This is a genomic window from Chitinophaga filiformis, from assembly GCF_021646545.1.
Classification (GTDB): domain Bacteria; phylum Bacteroidota; class Bacteroidia; order Chitinophagales; family Chitinophagaceae; genus Chitinophaga; species Chitinophaga filiformis_A.
Map to the genome: position 1 here is coordinate 77,037 of NZ_JAKIRP010000024.1, position 17,646 is coordinate 94,682.

A 17,646-nucleotide genomic window follows, 5' to 3' on the forward strand; every position below is an offset into this window, starting at 1 on the left:
TTGGTCACGTGGGACGGGTATTGCTTGTGATGTAAGACAAATTCTGCTTGTCATTGACTGTCAATAATAAAGATAGAAAGGGTTAAACCTGTGAAAAATTGACAAGCATAAATTAAAAATGTCGCTGTAAATCAATTGATTACAGAGCCATTACGTGCCTGGTAGGGGAACTCTTTCGAACCAACTTGCATTGATTTTTAAGAAGTTGAGTGCGTAAATTCAGGAGATTATTTTTACATGGGTGCGTTATCTAATATGGGAACGAATATCTTCTATAAAAGATTTTTTTTCGCTTATTGCATATACTACAGAAGATAATAGACCATTATCGCCAAGTACTTGCGTACCACCTGCAATAATAAACTTCCACGTACTTTTGTTGGGATCATCAAAAGATTGCATGCCTTTGTATTGAAACATGCCGTCCCCAAGACTAACACTTGTCAGCTTGGTAGCATTAAGACTAAGATTACGTTCAAAAAATTCCTCGCCGCCCTTTGCTGTGGTAATCGCCATAAAATCATAGTCCAAAGGAAGGTGTAGATTCCAATGATGAACAACAAGTCCTCGAGCGATAAGAGCAAACAGATCATGATATTTTTTTCCATCGAAGGGAAGTGTCATTTGTCTTGCTAAGATGCCGTCCTTTTCAACCCATCGATACTCCATACTGCTTGCCAAACTACGATCCAACTTATTATTTCTTTTAAGTCTTTTTGAAACATTATATCTCAGATTAATTTCAGCATTCTTCGTTTGTGATCCGAATGGTAAAACAGTCGTAAGGTAATGTTCGAGTTTTGATTTCTCATTATTGCAATTTTCACAGGGAGGAATTTTGGGGAGATTGTGACGATGTTTCTCATCGAAAAATTCCCGTGCAAATACATGATCTCCAGTAGTTGCAGAATTCGGAGTACTACAATAGGCGCAAGTTTTATTTTTAAACTTCTTACTCATTGTTATCTTCTGTTATGGAATAATTAAAAAAACGAATTGTTATATGTTACATGGTATCCGCAGTGAGGTTGATTTATTGACTCATGGGTTGTCTTGATCATACATTGCGCCACCAAAATAGTAACCTCTCTCTATGCTTTCCATAACCATTTCAATTGCCCGATCAATACCAGGAATTCCATTGCGTAGTTTATATCTGTCACTTTCTTCGTAAGTAATAGAGAAAAGGTCCTTCGTCGCCCGATTGCCATTAGCAAAGTAGGTGGTAAGAACATAGGCATGATCAAGCGGCTCCACTTCAATCACGAATTCAATGTCAGAATGTATAAATGACTTTCTCTTGTATGCTGTCATTTAGGACTATTTAAAAAATATTTATTAAATAAAAATCCCTTATTGTTTGCCGTGATTAAATTAAGCAGCTTCACACCCTACATTCAACGGTGGCTGAAATGAGACACGGCTGACAATCTTTAGGAGATAGTGTTTATATAATTTCTCAATCTAAAGCTAAAAAGCTTGTGGTTCTTCCTCAGATCGCTCAAGCTCCTCCTGCTCACGCCTGCGCTCTTCTTCTTCCTCTTCCTGTTGTTGCCGGCGTTCGCGCCGATCCTCCTCCACACGTTCCTCTTCTTCTTCTCTTTCTTCCCTTAACCGCTGCCGCTCTTCTTCTTCATCTTCCTCCTGCTGTAGAAGGTTATCCTCATCTTCAGCGTAACCGGAAAGCCCACAGTCACCTTCTTCACCAATAATTTCTACAGTATAGTCTACTCCACGGTCACTGGTAAAAGACGCGGAACCGTCGGATATATCAGGCGGTGTAAAATGTGTATTATCCAGCCATCCTCCATTAGGCCAGTGAATGACTGTAAGCTCGTTGTCTTCCACTTCTACTTCAAGTGTGTAGGTAGACCTGGTGCCGGTAGCAGCATAGTAGTATTCTACGGTGGCACAATAGGTGCCATCAGCGTATCCACCCTCCTCATTTACATTTTCATAACTTCTATAGTAAATGTGTGGTGGAGGAAAGGCAGTGGTGCCTTGGTTATTATTGCTGTTCTGCTGTGAACAGCCGCTGACGATGGCCGAAAGTAAACCGGCAATAATAGGGAAGGTATGCTTCATGTTGGTTATTTGAATACATGCGCTTAGCATAAGCGCTTATTTTTAACAAAAACCCACTACGTTTGCATTCCTGCATGCCACGGAAGATAGTGAGGGGGTTATAGTAATAAATATAAACTAAATCTTTCCGATTTCATAGGAAAAGTAAAGTGAAGTATTGACTGCTCCGTCTGGGAAAAGTGTGTGTGTACCAAATAGCGGAAATATTTCGCAATATGAACCCTACCAGTTAATCTAGAGATACCTCTCCCTAATTCGTGCACGAAGCCTTATAGTGAAAGATACTTTAAAGGATAAAGTAAACGGGGCTATTTTTTTAATTAGTCATTGTTATACTATGCAAGAAAATCAATACGATCGAAAAAACTCCTTATTTGATGGTGAATTTCGCTTTGTTTAAGCTCCGGAGCATTTTTTATCTATGTCAGTGTGTTAATAGGGAGGAAATTTAAATATTTAAGTTTGATCCTTTAGATATTTGGGACAGCGATGCGTCTCGACATATTTAAGGAGGTTTGTTTTCTTTATTCGGGCATATTCTCCCTTGACTCTAAATATCCATAGAGTTGTCGGGGGGCGGCTTATAACTCATCTTTTAAAACTATTATATTGTATTGATCGAACCTTTTTCTGATTGATTATAAACAATTTAGTAAAGGGCTTCAAATATGCTAAAACACTAAACCCGCTCATAGAGCGGGTTTAGTGTTTTAGTGCCCAGAACAGGAATCGAACCTGCACTCCTAAAACGACGTTTTAGCCCCGATCCCCGATCTCCATCTAAGCAATACCTATCTCCCCTCAACCAATGCCCCAGGACATCCCCCAACCACATCCTGTCCCGAATGACAGGCTACCCAGCTCAATCCTCCCCTCCAAACATCCCATTTTTTAATAATAATATAAACCCCACCCCAAATTATATAACACATTCTCGCATATTACCTCTATTTTTGCCCTGTATGAAGAAGCTACTCACACTCATACTGGCTATTCTTTACATGGGTTCGTCTACCGGTGCGACCTTCCACATGCATTACTGCATGGGAAAGCTGGTAGAAGTGAAGCTATGGCATAAGGAAGACCAAAAATGCAGCAAATGCGGCGCCGAACCTAAGTCGGCATGTGCTAAGAAATGCTGCAAGGATGAGCATAAAACGGTAAAACTGGAGAAAGACCAGAAAGCTGTTGAGAATAACTTCTCTTTTATCCAGGCGCCTGCTGTAATTACGCCTGTTATTTATCCTGACCAGCCGGAAGTATATATTGTCTCCCTGCTGGAAGAGTTCCCGGTCGGTAATGCTCCGCCACGAAGTAGCAAAGTACATACACATATATTGAACTGCACATTCCGCATCTGATACCCCATCAGGCGTACAACCCATATCTCCTTATTCGTACGCCATCATCTCCACTAGTATAATTATCTGATATCAGGCCCGCGCCTGCCGGATAAACGTCCTCAATTAATTTTTAGCATATTCACGCACATGTGCGTTCAAAAGCACCTGTATGGTACATAGAATAATAGAATGGTCTTTACGCAACCGGTTCATCGTGTTGCTGATGGCAGCAGGCATATTTGCCTGGGGGATCTTTGCTGTAAAAAAGAACCCTATTGATGCCATTCCCGATCTCTCAGAAAACCAGGTGATTGTATTTACTGAATGGATGGGCCGTGGCCCGCAATTGATTGAAGACCAGATCACTTATCCACTGGTCACGAACCTGCAGGGAATGCCCCGTATTAAATACGTGCGCGGTACCTCCATGTTCGGCATGAGTTTTATCTACGTGATCTTCAACGACGATGTCGATATCTACTGGGCCCGGGAAAGAGTACTGGAAAGATTAAGCACCGTTACCCGCACATTGCCAACTGGTGTAACGCCTCAGCTGGGACCTGATGGAACCGGGGTAGGGCATATACTGTGGTATACATTGGATGCTCCTGAAATGGACCTCGGTGAACAACGCGCGGTGCAGGACTGGTATGTAAAATTCGCTTTGCAGAACGTGGAAGGTGTCAGCGAGATCGCTTCCTTCGGCGGGTTCCAGAAACAATACCAGATCACGGTAGATCCTAATAAACTGCTCTACTACCGATTGTCGGTAGCAGAAGTCATCAACGCGGTACGCACCAATAACAATGAATCAGGTGGCCGTAAGTTTGAGCTCAGCGACATCGGCTATATCATCAAAACTTCCGGCTATCTGAAATCAGTAGCCGAAATAGAGAATATCCCTGTCAAAACGCAGAACAGCATTCCCATCAGGGTAGCAGACGTGGCCACTGTACAGATGACGGGCGAAACACGCCTGGGTATCTTCGACCAGGATGGCCAGGGAGAACGCGTGGGTGGTATTGTTGTCATGCGCTATGGCGAAAATGCCGACGCCGTAATAGATAAGGTCAAGGAAAAAATGAAGGAAGTGGCCAAAGGCTTTCCCCAGGGTGTAAAGTTCGACATTGTCTACGACAGGGGGGCGCTTATCAAAGAATCGGTGGATTCCATCAAACGCACGCTCATTGAAGAAATGATCGTTGTATCGGTGGTAGTGATCATCTTCCTTTTCCACTGGCGCAGCGCACTAAGCATTATCATACAGATTCCTATCACGCTGGCTGCCAGTTTCATCCTGCTGAATGCTTTCGGTATTTCTTCCAATATTATGTCCCTGACAGGCATCGCCCTGGCTATCGGCGTGATAGTCGACAATGGCATCATCATGAGTGAGAACGCCTACAAACACCTGGCAGAACGCTATGCAGGATGGCAGGAACAACAAAAAAGTAAATAACATGAACTGGCTCAAAAATAAATTTAAAAGATCACCGGAATGGATCACGGAAGAAGAGCGCTTAAAGGTGATAGAACAGTCAAGCAAACAGGTATCCCGTGGGGTATTCTTTGCCACTATCATCATTATCACCTCGTTCCTGCCTGTTTTTATGCTGACAGGGCAGGAGGGTAAACTCTTCCATCCACTGGCATACACCAAAACATTCATCATGATCGTGGATGCCCTGCTGGTCATCACACTGGCGCCGGTGCTTATCTCTTTCTTCATGAAGGGAAAGTTCAGACCGGATCATGATAATCCGGTGAACAGGGTATTGGAAAGGGTCTATGAGCCCATCATCAACGGTGTCTTAAAATGGCGTAAAACGACGATCGCTATTAACGTTATCGCACTTGTGATCACCATTCCCTTACTGAAAAGCCTGGGCAGCGAATTTATGCCTCCGCTTGATGAACAGAGTATCCTCTTCATGCCGGTTACACTCCCAGATATCTCCAATGCGGAAGCAAAACGTATCCTGCAGGTGCAGGACAAGATCATCAAGTCTGTACCCGAAGTAGATAAAGTACTGGGAAAGGCTGGACGCGCCAGTACCGCCACCGACAATTCCCCCATCAGTATGATAGAAACCATCATTATGCTGAAGCCAAAATCGCAATGGCGGGACGGGAAAACAAAGAAAGACATCATCAATGAACTGGATGCCAAACTGCAGATACCAGGTGTTGTGAACGGCTGGACACAACCGATCATTAACCGCATTAACATGCTGGCCACCGGTATCAGGACAGATGTGGGCGTCAAAATATACGGACAGCAACTCGATTCTATTGCACTTGTATCCGAACGTGTGAAGAAAGCGCTGGAAGGAACGCCGGGCGTTATGGACCTGTACGTGGAACCGGTTACCGGCGGAAAATACCTGAGTATAGATGTGCGCAGGGCCGACCTGGCCAGGTATGGCCTGAACGTGGACGATGTGAATCAGACGGTGGAAACGGCCCTGGGAGGCGCGCCTGTTGGCAACACGATAGAAGGCCGTCAAAGGTTTTCTATCAGCGTGCGACTGGCACAGGATTACCGCAACAGTGTTGAGCGTATAAAACGTATCCCACTGATGTCTGCATCCATGGGCGAAGTGCCTTTGTCATCCGTAGCAGATATAAAGTTCACCGATGGTCCTCCTATGATCACTTCTGAAAATGCCATGTTGCGCGGCGCCGTATTGTTCAATGTACGCGGACGTGACCTGGGCAGTACAGTGAAGGAAGCCATTGATAAAATGAGCCAGGCCAAAGGCATACTGCCTGCCGGTTACTACCTGGAATGGAGCGGTCAATATGAAAACCTCATCCGTGGTCAGCAAACATTGATGTGGATCGCACCGATTGTGCTGCTCATCATTTTCTTCTCCCTCTATTTTGCTTTCAAATCGATCAGGGAGGCTTTCCTGAGCCTGATCACCGTGCCTTTTGCACTGATTGGCGGCGCGTATATGATCTACTTCTGGGGCGTGAACCTCTCTGTAGCAGTAGCGGTGGGCTTTATCGCCTTGTTTGGCATCGCAGTAGAAACCGGGATCGTGATGGTGATCTATCTCAACGATGCCATGCAGCAACTGGTGAAAGCGAAGGGCAACTCTTCGCAGACTATCACGAAAGAAGATCTCCGCCAACACGTGATATATGGCGCAGCGAAACGTTTGCGCCCGAAACTGATGACGGTATGTGTTTCCCTGTTTGGTCTTGTACCAGTGTTGTGGGCCACCGGAGTGGGAACTGATGTCATGAAGCCGATCGTACTGCCGATGATCGGTGGGGTGTTGACCTCCTCCACACATATATTGCTGGTAACACCACTGATCTTTTTAATGTCGAAAGAATATGAATTACGCAAGTACGGAAAATTGGAGATCCATGAAGTACATCACTAAATATATCGTATGGATGCTGTTATGCGTTCCCGCTGGTTTATCTGCACAACAGGCGCCGGTGCTGACGCTGGACAGTATCATACAACGGGTTGACAGGAATAATGTCCTGCTGCAATCCTACGGACTAAAAGCGGAAAGCTATAAATACAACGCAGACGCGGCTACTGCCTGGATGGCGCCCATGGTAGGAGTCGGCACATTCATGACGCCCTATCCCGGCCAGAAGGTAATGGATGAAAGGGATAAAGGGAACATTATGCTGCAGCTGGAACAGGACATTCCTAATCCGGCGAAATTGAACGCAAAGAAGCGCTACATCGCTTCACAGGGCAATATTGAACTGGCGACAAGAGATATCACCCTGAACGACTTTAAAGCCCGCGCCAGGCTACTTTATTACAGCTGGCTGGTGGCCCGGCAACGTATTGCAGTACTGCAGGAAACAGAGAAGATCATGCTGACGATGAAGAAGATAGAAGAGGTCAGATACCCTTATAATCAATCGCAGTTAAGCGGTGTATACAGGACTACTGCGAAGATTGAAGACAACCGCAACATGATCCGGATGCAGGAAGGTACCATTGCCAAAGCAAGGTCCTGGCTCAATAGTCTCATGAATGCCCCGGGCAACGAGGCCTTCGAAATAGATACCACCTACGAGCCGCGTTTTATGCCAGCTGCTTCGTACGACACCAGCAGCCTGTCTGCTGTGAGAAAAGATATCGTCAGGATGGATGCAAACATTCATTCCATGCAGCTGAATATCGAAAGCATGAAACGTGAGAAGAAGCCTGATTTCAGGATACGCTTTGATCACATGTCTCCCCTGGGCGACATGATGCCGAAGGCCTACAGCGCTATGGGCATGGTGAGTATACCGATCGCTCCCTGGGCCTCGAAGATGTACAAGTCCGGTATAAAGGCCATGGAATACAATGTACAGGCAATGGAGAAAGAAAGATCCGCTATGCTGCAGGAAACGCAGGGCATGTTGTATGGTATGCAGTACGAGATACAGACCATGCAGAAACGTATTGCCACAATGGAAGAGAAAGTGATCCCTGCCTTGCAGCAGACGCTCGATGCCAATTTCCTGAACTATCAGGAGAATAAACTGGCATTGAGCAATGTGATCGACTCCTGGGAAGCACTTACCATGATGCATACCAACGTACTGGACGAAAAATTAAAACTCTACGAAATGATAGTGGATTATGAGAAACAGCTATATCGTTAGTATCATACTGGGCCTGGCCATTATCCTTTCAGGTATGGCGGGCTGTAAAGGCAGGACAGGAAAAGACACGCATGCCGGTCATGCGCAGCATCAGCAATACACTTGTCCCATGCACCCGCAGGTCGTGAAAGAGCAACCTGGACAATGTCCTATCTGCGGAATGGACCTGGTGTTGAAAGATGCCAATAAAGAACTGGTGATTGACAGCGATATCACACGACTGACAAAGCCAGTGAATGAACACGTAATTGCCAGCATTCCTGCTATCAGCGCAGAAAGCGGTACGCGTATCTATTCGTCTGAAGTGAACGGTGTTATCACTTATGATACCCGTCGCCAGACAAGTATTGCCAGCAGGGTCGGCGGACGCGTGGAAAGGTTATTGATAAAGTACAATTATCAGCCAGTCAGAAAAGGGCAATTGATCATGGAGATCTATTCACCTGACCTGGCCGCCGCACAACGGGAGCTGTTATATGTAGCTAAGAATAGCCCGGAGATGTTACCCGCTGCCAGACAACGTTTACAACTGCTGGGTATGCAGCCGGCACAGATCGCGCAGGTGCTGCAGTCAGGTAATATATTGTACCGTGTGCCGGTATATAGTAACAGCGACGGTTATATCCTTGAAAAGTCTGCTCAACCTGTTACTGCCGCAACTACAGCAGCTCCCGCTGCCTCTTCCGGCGACGGTATGGGCGGTATGCAAGGTGGTGGAACGACTCAACCGGCAGCAAGTCCTGCGCCCGCAACTTCGCCGGTATTGCTGCGCGAGGGACAGTATGTAACTGCTGGTCAGTCCTTGTTCACTATTTATCAGTCCTCCGGACTGGTGGCGGAGTTTGCTTTTCCACCTCAACTGGCGGCCCGGATCAGGAAGGGGCAGAAACTGCTGTTCTACTCCGGGAATGATATCAACAACATGCAGGTGGGTAATATCGGCCTGATAGAGCCTGTCTTCCGTAATGGGCAGAATTTTACGCTGGCCAGGGTATACCTGCAGGATGGTCGTCTCCAGGTAGGAACGCTGATCACTGCTAACATTCCACTGATGTATACAGACGGTTGGTGGCTGCCGAAGCAGGCCGTATGGCGACTGGGGAACAGGTCTGTTGTCTTTAGACAACAGCAGGATGTATATGTGCCAGTTGAAATTACAATTGCTGCGGAAACGAAAGACATGATACAGGTAACGACAGATATCAGTAACTGGAAAGTAGCAGCCAATGCTTCTTACCTGGTGGACAGTGAGAGCTTTATCGAAGTAAACAGGAACATACAGCAGTAGCTTGTTAGCGATTGGAAGTAGCCGACAATCCGTTCTACCTGGTAGACAATGAAAGCTTTATCGAAACAAACAAGAACACGCAACAATAGCGATATATGGAAAGAAAGAAATTTATCAGATCAGTTGCAGTCGTTGCATTAATGCCAGCCTTACTGCTGACAGCCTGTAAGGAAGCCTCTAAACAAAAGGCGGCCAAAGTGCAGGAGCAGACATATACCTGCCCCATGCATCCGCAGATAGTGCAGAACAAACCCGGTACCTGTCCCATCTGTGGTATGGACCTGGTACCGTTTGATAAGAGTAACAAAGATGCTTCGCTGACACTGGGCGAAAGCCAGATACAACTGGCCAATATCACCACCATAACGGTGGGCAGCGCTGCCTTGTCTGACTATAAACAACTGAACGGGCGACTGGTAACTGATCCGGAACAGACGGCCGTCATCTCCAGCAGGGTGCCCGGACGCATAGAAACACTGTTCATAAAAGAGACCGGAGTGAAAGTAAGTAAAGGTCAACCTTTATACCGCATCTACTCCGAGCAGTTGGCATCCCTGCAACAGGAATACCTGCTGGCAGCGGCCCAGGCAAAACATTTTCCGGAAGATGTTCGCTTTCAGCAGATAGAGAAGGCGGCGCGACAAAAGCTCGCATTGTATGATCAGTCAGACCGGCAGATCAGTCAGTTGCTTCAATCAGGTAAAGCCAATCCTTATATAACTTATCCGGCCAGTGTCAGCGGCGTAGTGGCGGAACTATCCGTATCGGAAGGGCAGTATGTGGCGGAAGGCGGCGCCGTCATGCGACTGGAAGGATATCACCAGCTATGGGTGGAAGCAGATGTTTATCCTGCAGAAGCCACAGCCGTTCGTGTGGGGCAATCCGTGAAGGTGGTTGTTGCCGGCTGGGAGAACGAACCGCAAACCATGAATATCGCATTCATCAACCCGGTATTACAGAGTGGCAGTCAGCTGATGCAGATCCGGGGAACGGTAGCTAATCCTGATAATCGTTGGCAACCCGGATTACAGGCGAACATTTTCCTTCCCCTGAAAACCGGCGGAGATGTATTGAGCCTGCCTGTAGATGCTGTGATCAGGGACGGTAAGGGCGCACATGTCTGGATTGAAACTGCCCGCGGAAAATTTGAACCCCGTAAGGTGACAACCGGCATGGAGAACTTTGACAAGGTAGAGATCACCGACGGGCTGGAAGACGGCGATAAAGTAGTGATCTCAGGCGCTTACCTGTTGTACTCAGAATTCGTACTGAAGAAAGGCGCAAATCCGCTGGCTGGCTTGTAGGGCTTATGTCCTGCATAATGCCTGAAAGTACCAGACAGGTACTGAAGCCTTGCGATCCGTAGTAAACAATATTAAACAACAACATTAATCTATCAGTAAAATCAAAACTATGAAACAATTAATCAGAGCGGCAGTACCCGTATTCACAGTTATCTTATTCGCGGCGTGTAATAATCCCGAAGCAGGAAAAAGCGAACATACAACAGATACCATGGCTCATGAAGGTCATCAAGGTCACGACCACAGCAGCATGAGCGAAAGCAGTGCCCCTGCTGCCGCTGCTGTACAGCTAAAAGACGATAAGCTGAATGCTGTGTACCAGCATTATGTACATCTTACCACCGCACTTATCAATGGTGATGCGGCAGAGGCAAAGATTGCCAGCAATGCCATTGAAACCGGCGCCGCAACAGTGGCAGACGGTAAGGCACTGGGTGCATCAGCAGCTAAGGTTACTGCAGCAGGAGATATTGAGGCACAAAGGGCGGCATATGCAGATCTCAGCAACAGCTTCATTTCACTGGTAAAAAAGTCAGGTCTGAACAGCGGTGCTTTGTATGTTGATTATTGCCCGATGGCCATGAACGATAAAGGCGCTTACTGGTTAAGTGCAAACAAAGAAGTAAGGAACCCTTATTTCGGAGAAAAGATGATGACCTGCGGGGAAGTAAAAGAAACGATCGAATAAGTATGGCAGCCAGTATTAAAATCCTATCATTTTTAAAACCCATAGTATGGAACACAAGCATGAACATCACGAACACCGGCACGAGCCGCCACACAGGGAAGTGGCTCATCAACATGATCATACCAGTAATGAACATGCGCCTGCGTCTGCGAAAGGACATGAACATCATAAGGAACATGACAGCAAAGGTGGTCATGACGAGCATGCGGGTCACCATACTATGGACTTTCTCAAACGTTTCTGGCTGTGTATCGTTTTAACTGTGCCGGTGCTGTTGTTATCGCACGTGATACAAATGTGGCTCGGTATCGAAATATCCTTTCCGGGAGATAAATACTTACTGCTGGCCCTGAGCAGCTTTATTTATTTCTACGGCGGATGGCCTTTCCTGGTGGGCATGATACGCGAACTGACATGGAAGAATCCCGGTATGATGACACTGGTAGCGGTGGCTATCAGCACAGCCTATATCTATAGTGTGGCCGTGGTGTTTGGCCTCCGGGGGATGGACTTCTTCTGGGAACTGGCTACACTGATCGACATTATGCTGCTGGGACACTGGCTCGAAATGAAGTCGCAGATGGCGGCGTCAAGGGCCCTGGAATCGCTGGTGGAATTGCTGCCTGCTGTGGTGCACGTAGAGCGCAATGGGCAGGTATCAGATATCCCACTGAAAGACCTGCAGCAACAGGATATCATTCTTATCAAACCCGGTGAGAAAATACCTGCAGATGGAATTATCCTGGATGGCAGCTCTAATGTGAATGAGAGTATGCTTACCGGGGAAAGCGTTCCTGTCAGAAAAAGCAAAGACGCCAGAGTGATTGGCGGAGCCGTGAACGGAGATGGCGCCTTAAAGGTGCAGGTAACAGGCACGGGTGGCGACAGCTATCTGAATAAGGTGATCAACCTGGTACAGTCAGCGCAGGGTGCTAAATCCAACACGCAGAATCTGGCCAACAAAGTAGCGAAGTGGCTGACCATCATATCTATCAGTGTAGGTATCATCACTTTCATCGTATGGCTGGCGAAGGGCAATGAACTGTCTTTTGCCCTGGAACGCATGGTGACCGTAATGGTGACCTCCTGTCCGCATGCATTGGGTGTGGCCATTCCGCTGGTGGTAGCCATTTCGACCTCATTGTCTGCCATGCATGGATTGCTGATCCGTAACCGTACCGCTTTTGAGAATGCCCGGAAGCTGACCACCATCATCTTCGATAAAACAGGCACCCTTACCAGAGGGGCCCACGAAGTGCAGCAGGTTATTCCCCTAAACGGGCAGTTTTCTGCGGATGACCTGTTGCGTTACGCAGCCGCTGTTCAGCAGAACTCAGAACATCATATTGCGCATGGCGTCATGAAGGCACTGAAAGCACGGAAATTGGAATTATGGGTATCCACTGACTTCAGGTATATGCAGGCAATGGGCGTTAGCGGCACCGTAAAGGGCAGAAAAGTAGTCGCGGCAGGTCCTAACTACTTCAGGGAAAAAAACAGGCAAATACCGGCTATTCCTGCCGAAATTGACCAGTCCACCGATACAGTGAATTTTATATTGATTGACGATGCCCCTGCCGGTATCATTACCCTGGCCGACAGCATCCGTGAGACCGCAGCTGAAGCTATTGCCGATCTGAAAGCCATGAACATCCGCTCGTTCCTGCTAACGGGCGACAATGAGCAGGTTGCGGCCGCCGTAGCCCAAAAACTGCAGATGGATGGCTATCTGGCCAACGTGCTGCCTCACGAAAAGCAAAGCAAGGTGAAAGAATTCCAGGACAAAGGAGAGATCGTGGCTATGACAGGCGATGGCGTAAACGATGCTCCCGCGCTGGCCCAGGCCGACGTTGGCATCGCTGTCGGTTCAGGCACCGATGTAGCGGCCGAAACGGCGGATATTATCCTGGTAAATTCCGATCCGAAAGACGTGGTGCAGATGATCGCCTTCGGAAGGGCTACCTACCGCAAAATGGTCCAGAACCTGGTATGGGCTGTCGGTTACAACGTTATTGCTATCCCGCTGGCCGCGGGTATCCTCTATCCTGCGTTTATGCTTAGTCCGGCAATGGGCGCCGTATTGATGAGCCTGAGCACCATTGTGGTCGCTGTCAATGCAAAGCTCCTGACGGTAAAATAAGCTACTCATTCAGTTGGAATGTAAAACCGTCCTCCCCGGGCGTACCCGGCTGTAAGTATGAGCCCTCCGCAATGCGCCCTTGCCGCGGAATAATCCCGGCATCAGTATAGTATGTATTCGGTACCAATCCGGTACCAATGGCCTCATCTTATGTTCATCCTACGTTTTGAACGTAAGATGAACATAAGATGAGGCCATTGGTACACCGTTGGTACCGGATTGGTACCGGAATGGGTCAGGTAACTTTTATGTACCTGAGATATAGTCAACCTAGTGTCAAGGTAGGCTCATCCTCCCTTCATCTTCCGTTCCGGAACGGAAGATGAAGGGAGGATGAGCCTACCTTGACCGAATGTCGACCGAATGTCGACCGAATGTCGACGGAAGGTTAACCCCGGATTTTGGCCCCCCGAAACCCGGTTTCTGTGTCTTGACAGCCATAACAGGTGGCGTCTTGTTGGAAATGTGGGATAGATATCGTGCTCGTAAGAGAGACTGATGTTTACAGTAGTTAATTGAAAATTAGCATATTTATCTTTGAGGAAAGCGGAGCAATTATTCGCCCATAATAGGCTTCATCAAGAACCTCAGGATTTTGAAGAGAGGCGACATCTGATAATAAATCATGCTGAAATTCGTCATGTATCTTTTTTACAGATACTACAAGAAAGGCAGGGGATCGGCTTATTTTAACGCGTTGACTGCAGTCGCGTTCCAAATATATATACATATAATTCAGCTATTTATAGTTATTAATTGGGTTGACTCGGTGTGGATGAGAGACTACTTTTCACATCAGACAACCCTTGAGGAACTATTGTTACTTTTTTTACCAACAGTGCTAATGGTAGCCTGTTTAGTCACGCCTTCCGACCTAAAAGGAGTTAACTATTCGGATGACAAGAGCGCAAATGGAGGTATGATACTGGTAGCATACTGTATTATGAACCTCCTTCTACTTTTTACCTTAATGTGCGTGTTCGGAAACAAAACGTCAATAGGCCCCGTTAGGAGCCTCAGTTTTGTAGCCCGGGGATGAAACCCCGGGGTTCGTGAAATCATTACCCTACAACCCTACATATGAAACACATTAAACCTGTGACCATCAGGATCAGCAAACACAAAACCATAATACCCTTTCCCGAATTCTTCCGGCTTTGAAACTATCGTCCCGCCGGCTTGCTGCACCTCTTTTTCCCAATTATTAACCTCCTCCTTACTGTCAGCAGAAAGGGTGAATATAATTTCATTCCCCGCCTTTGTATCAATTATTTCACCCTTCATGCCGGATAGAAGTGCATCCTTTAAAAAGAAGTGGATGATAAAATCTTCGTCGCCAAAGAAGAAGCTGGTAAGCTGTTCAGACGCTCCATTGTGTTTAAAGCCGAGCTGTTTATAGAAAGCAGTCGTGCGGTCTAAATCCTGCACACTGAAATTGGCCCAGATTTTTTTTGTTTTCATAAACTAAAGGTTTTTGGTTAATGGCTTTCTTTCAATATCTGCACAAGCCTGATTCCCGTAATGGGCGACGATGAATCTTCACACTTATTAAAAGACTATCCCACTCTTTGTATTTACTGCAGGCTGAAATATGGTTTCGACATCCATTGGGCTGAGGAGTTCCCTTTGCAGCCATCAGGAAAGATTGCTGAGATTGTGTTGAAGGGCGTCGATAATTCCTTCGCTGCTACCACTAAAAATACAATATTTGTTTGAAAGAAATCAATCGCAGAACACAGACCGTCCGACTGATAGACTGATTAGAGATGGACATAGGGACATAGTACTATCCTGGTTAAGAGAAGCTGGAATGAACTATGCTGATATTGGTCTTACTATGATCAATTCGGGTATACGTCCGAAAGCGCAAGTTTATTTACTGAAAAATATTTATAACAAGAATGGCCAAAAAAAGACTTTTCCGAGCATGTCTCAATAATTAACCGCGACTATTATAATTGTCGGATATATGTTATCTTTATTGTCCAAAAAAAGTATATCTATGTCCGTTAAGAAAGTTTTTATGCTGGCGCTTCTTACCTGCCAGATACTTACATCCTGTAATCTGACAAGCCCTGAAAAGTATTTTGATGTAGCTGTATTAAACTGTAATTCGATCACCGGCATTTCGGGTGATGGCCTGATGAACGAGCTGAAGTCTCCGTCTGTAAAACTCAAAGAAGGCAGCAAAAGTGATGTCGTGCCTATGACCAGAAAGGAGACTATTGATCTGAAAATATTAGTCATAGAAGACAATCTTAAAAAACTGAGAGAGCTGACAGAGGCGGCGGAAACAAAAGAAATGGTTCAAACTTCTACGTCCTTACATGAATATGTACTGGCTATCTATAAAAATGAATACAGTGAACTTGCCAGGATGTATGATGAGGGTGCTCCTCAAGAGCAGATACAGGCAAAAGGACAGGCTATTCATGATAAATACAATACCAGGTTTGAAGAATTATTTAGCAAACTTACGATGCTTGGTAAGTCTTATGCAGAAAAGCATAATATATCTGTCAGATGGGGCTTTGGTTCTTCTTCTGCTAACTAAAAGCATTTTGTAGGTGAGTCCTCGGTGCATGTCAATTGTATTTATTGTCGTTGAACGGCATATGAACAGCGGCAATAAAGGACAGACTGCTTAAAACATATAAAACCGCAAGCGCCATCCGTTTGCGGTTTTTTATATCGATTCGTTGGTTGTTGCTGAGGAGACTTCGTTTAGCCATCCTGATCGGCATGCCCATCGTGCATTTATATATCTTAATGTTTGGAACATGCACCACTCGGCACGCAGGAAAGGGGAGATATTCGTCTGCTTTTTTTAATTCTCTCCAACCATTTTTCAAACAAGTGTTCTGACCTGGACCAATTTAACTGGAATGTATAGGGATTTTTCCCTTCTTTCGTTGTTCGAATTTATAAGCCAGGCCCTGCCGTCCCCGCCACCCCATCAATGATAATAAATTTTAAACAACTCGGTCTTTGTTTTAATATCCAGCTTAAGAAAGATATTCTTCATATGATATTGAATCGTATTTAGACTCAGGTGTAGCCCGGCCGCCACCTCTTTATAAGACATGCCCTCCAGTACCATTTCTATGATCTCCTGCTCTTTTCTTGTCAGCTGATCTGTTTTGACCGGTTTGTCGCTCTTGTTACGGAAAAGCATGTACCGGAAGATCTGCTGGCTCATGGCGGGTTGTCCATATTCAAGCATATGGATGATCTTACGCTCGAGGCTGTAGAAGTTTTCCGTCTTCATCAGGTAACCATCTGCGCCCTGATCAAATGCCATCCTGATAATATGCTTGTTCTCTTCTTTGGTAAGCAATACTACGAGCATTTCAGGTTTCAGCTCCTTGAACTCTTTTATTTCTTCCAATCCTTCAGCATCTGCAGCCTGTGTGCTGAGTAAGAGCAGATCAGGGTTGAGGGTCGGATGATTGTACAGGATCCTGAAAGCATTGGAGGTGCTGTTGGTGTTGAGGCAGGTAGAAAAATGGCTGGTTTGAGAGATGTGCAAAATAAGGTCGTCACTGAATTGAATGTCATCTTCAATGATACCGATCTGGTATTTGCGATTCAGCTGAATTGATAACATTGGTTTTTTAGATTTTGGATCATTGGGAGTTAAATAAAAGTGTATTTAATCTACTGGTGAAGAGATTAGAAACAACAGAACATTCACATAATTTATCCTTAGAACAAAATAGGGAGCGAGGTGAGCTAGTCTGACCTTTCTCAAAAATAATGAAAATAAAATTATTGATTCGTCGCTGAATGAGGTGTATTCAAATTGATCGGGTGTAAAATAAGTACTATCCTAATAAGATATTCATAGACTACACTTTTATGTGGTAAATAATAGCAATAATAGCACGAATTTTATTTAAACGAATATCAGTAAAATTTAGATAAAACAAAGCAATGAAATATCACTGCTCGTGCGCAAGCCACCATTCACCTGCTGAGTATGATAGATCCTTATTCCCTTAAAGAGCAGCCGTTTGGGGTTGCGTTTGTTGTTTGGGAACATCAGAAAATATCTCCTGGAACGTCCCGGTTTAAGCCGTGATGGCCATTTTACTATACGTGTGTTATGCATGTGTCGGGAAGATAAATCATAAAGCGTATTGATAATATGATAAAACCCATTAATG

14 protein-coding genes are annotated in these 17,646 nt (G+C 45.8%); 9 read left to right on the forward strand and 5 right to left on the reverse strand.

Features of this window, described 5'->3' with window-relative positions; translation table 11 throughout:
- Nucleotides 1-246: 246 nt before the first annotated feature.
- From L3C95_RS33165 to L3C95_RS33175, 3 genes are all read right to left on the reverse strand, one after another.
- Nucleotides 247-960: a hypothetical protein gene (locus L3C95_RS33165; protein ID WP_236394962.1), complete on the reverse strand. Its 714-nt coding sequence runs from the start codon at nucleotides 958-960 to the stop codon at nucleotides 247-249.
- An 81-nt stretch (nucleotides 961-1,041) separates the two neighbouring features.
- Nucleotides 1,042-1,314 (reverse strand): hypothetical protein, encoded by a 273-nt coding sequence (locus tag L3C95_RS33170; RefSeq protein WP_236394963.1) that lies wholly within the window; start codon nucleotides 1,312-1,314, stop codon nucleotides 1,042-1,044.
- Nucleotides 1,315-1,470: 156 nt separating this feature from the next.
- On the reverse strand, nucleotides 1,471-2,085 hold the full coding sequence (locus L3C95_RS33175) for a hypothetical protein (protein ID WP_236394964.1): 615 nt from the start codon (nucleotides 2,083-2,085) through the stop codon (nucleotides 1,471-1,473).
- A 962-nt stretch (nucleotides 2,086-3,047) separates the two neighbouring features.
- Here L3C95_RS33175 and L3C95_RS33180 point away from each other — a divergent pair.
- The 8 genes from L3C95_RS33180 (at nucleotide 3,048) to L3C95_RS33210 (ending at nucleotide 13,480) form a co-directional block, all read left to right on the forward strand.
- Entirely contained in the window at nucleotides 3,048-3,446 is a 399-nt protein-coding gene (locus L3C95_RS33180) for an HYC_CC_PP family protein (RefSeq protein ID WP_236394965.1), read from the forward strand.
- 151 nt (nucleotides 3,447-3,597) lie between these two features.
- The gene (locus tag L3C95_RS35045) at nucleotides 3,598-4,887 is read left to right on the forward strand and encodes an efflux RND transporter permease subunit (RefSeq protein WP_262916021.1); all 1,290 of its coding nucleotides are present in this window, start codon (nucleotides 3,598-3,600) and stop codon (nucleotides 4,885-4,887) included.
- Between the two features lies 1 nt (nucleotide 4,888).
- Entirely contained in the window at nucleotides 4,889-6,823 is a 1,935-nt protein-coding gene (locus L3C95_RS35050) for an efflux RND transporter permease subunit (protein WP_262916022.1), read from the forward strand.
- Nucleotides 6,807-8,060 (forward strand): TolC family protein, encoded by a 1,254-nt coding sequence (locus tag L3C95_RS33190; protein WP_236394966.1) that lies wholly within the window; start codon nucleotides 6,807-6,809, stop codon nucleotides 8,058-8,060. Before L3C95_RS35050 ends, L3C95_RS33190 begins: the two co-directional genes overlap by 17 nt.
- Entirely contained in the window at nucleotides 8,038-9,348 is a 1,311-nt protein-coding gene (locus L3C95_RS33195; RefSeq protein ID WP_236394967.1) for an efflux RND transporter periplasmic adaptor subunit, read from the forward strand. The genes L3C95_RS33190 and L3C95_RS33195 overlap by 23 nt, the downstream gene beginning before the upstream one ends.
- 95 nt (nucleotides 9,349-9,443) lie before the next feature.
- Nucleotides 9,444-10,652 (forward strand): efflux RND transporter periplasmic adaptor subunit, encoded by a 1,209-nt coding sequence (locus L3C95_RS33200; RefSeq protein WP_236394968.1) that lies wholly within the window; start codon nucleotides 9,444-9,446, stop codon nucleotides 10,650-10,652.
- 109 nt (nucleotides 10,653-10,761) lie between these two features.
- Nucleotides 10,762-11,340 carry a DUF3347 domain-containing protein gene (locus L3C95_RS33205; RefSeq protein ID WP_236394969.1) on the forward strand — a complete coding sequence of 193 codons (579 nt, stop codon included), beginning with the start codon at nucleotides 10,762-10,764 and terminating at the stop codon, nucleotides 11,338-11,340.
- 46 nt (nucleotides 11,341-11,386) lie between these two features.
- Entirely contained in the window at nucleotides 11,387-13,480 is a 2,094-nt protein-coding gene (locus L3C95_RS33210; protein ID WP_236394970.1) for a heavy metal translocating P-type ATPase, read from the forward strand.
- A 1,074-nt stretch (nucleotides 13,481-14,554) separates the two neighbouring features.
- Here L3C95_RS33210 and L3C95_RS33215 read toward each other — a convergent pair.
- Nucleotides 14,555-14,941 (reverse strand): VOC family protein, encoded by a 387-nt coding sequence (locus tag L3C95_RS33215; RefSeq protein WP_236394971.1) that lies wholly within the window; start codon nucleotides 14,939-14,941, stop codon nucleotides 14,555-14,557.
- Between the two features lie 541 nt (nucleotides 14,942-15,482).
- Between L3C95_RS33215 and L3C95_RS33220 the strand changes: the two genes are divergently transcribed.
- Nucleotides 15,483-16,034 carry a hypothetical protein gene (locus L3C95_RS33220; protein ID WP_236394972.1) on the forward strand — a complete coding sequence of 184 codons (552 nt, stop codon included), beginning with the start codon at nucleotides 15,483-15,485 and terminating at the stop codon, nucleotides 16,032-16,034.
- 402 nt (nucleotides 16,035-16,436) lie between these two features.
- Here the strand turns inward: L3C95_RS33220 and L3C95_RS33225 are convergent, their stop codons facing one another.
- Entirely contained in the window at nucleotides 16,437-17,087 is a 651-nt protein-coding gene (locus L3C95_RS33225) for a response regulator transcription factor (protein ID WP_236394973.1), read from the reverse strand.
- Nucleotides 17,088-17,646: the final 559 nt, after the last annotated feature.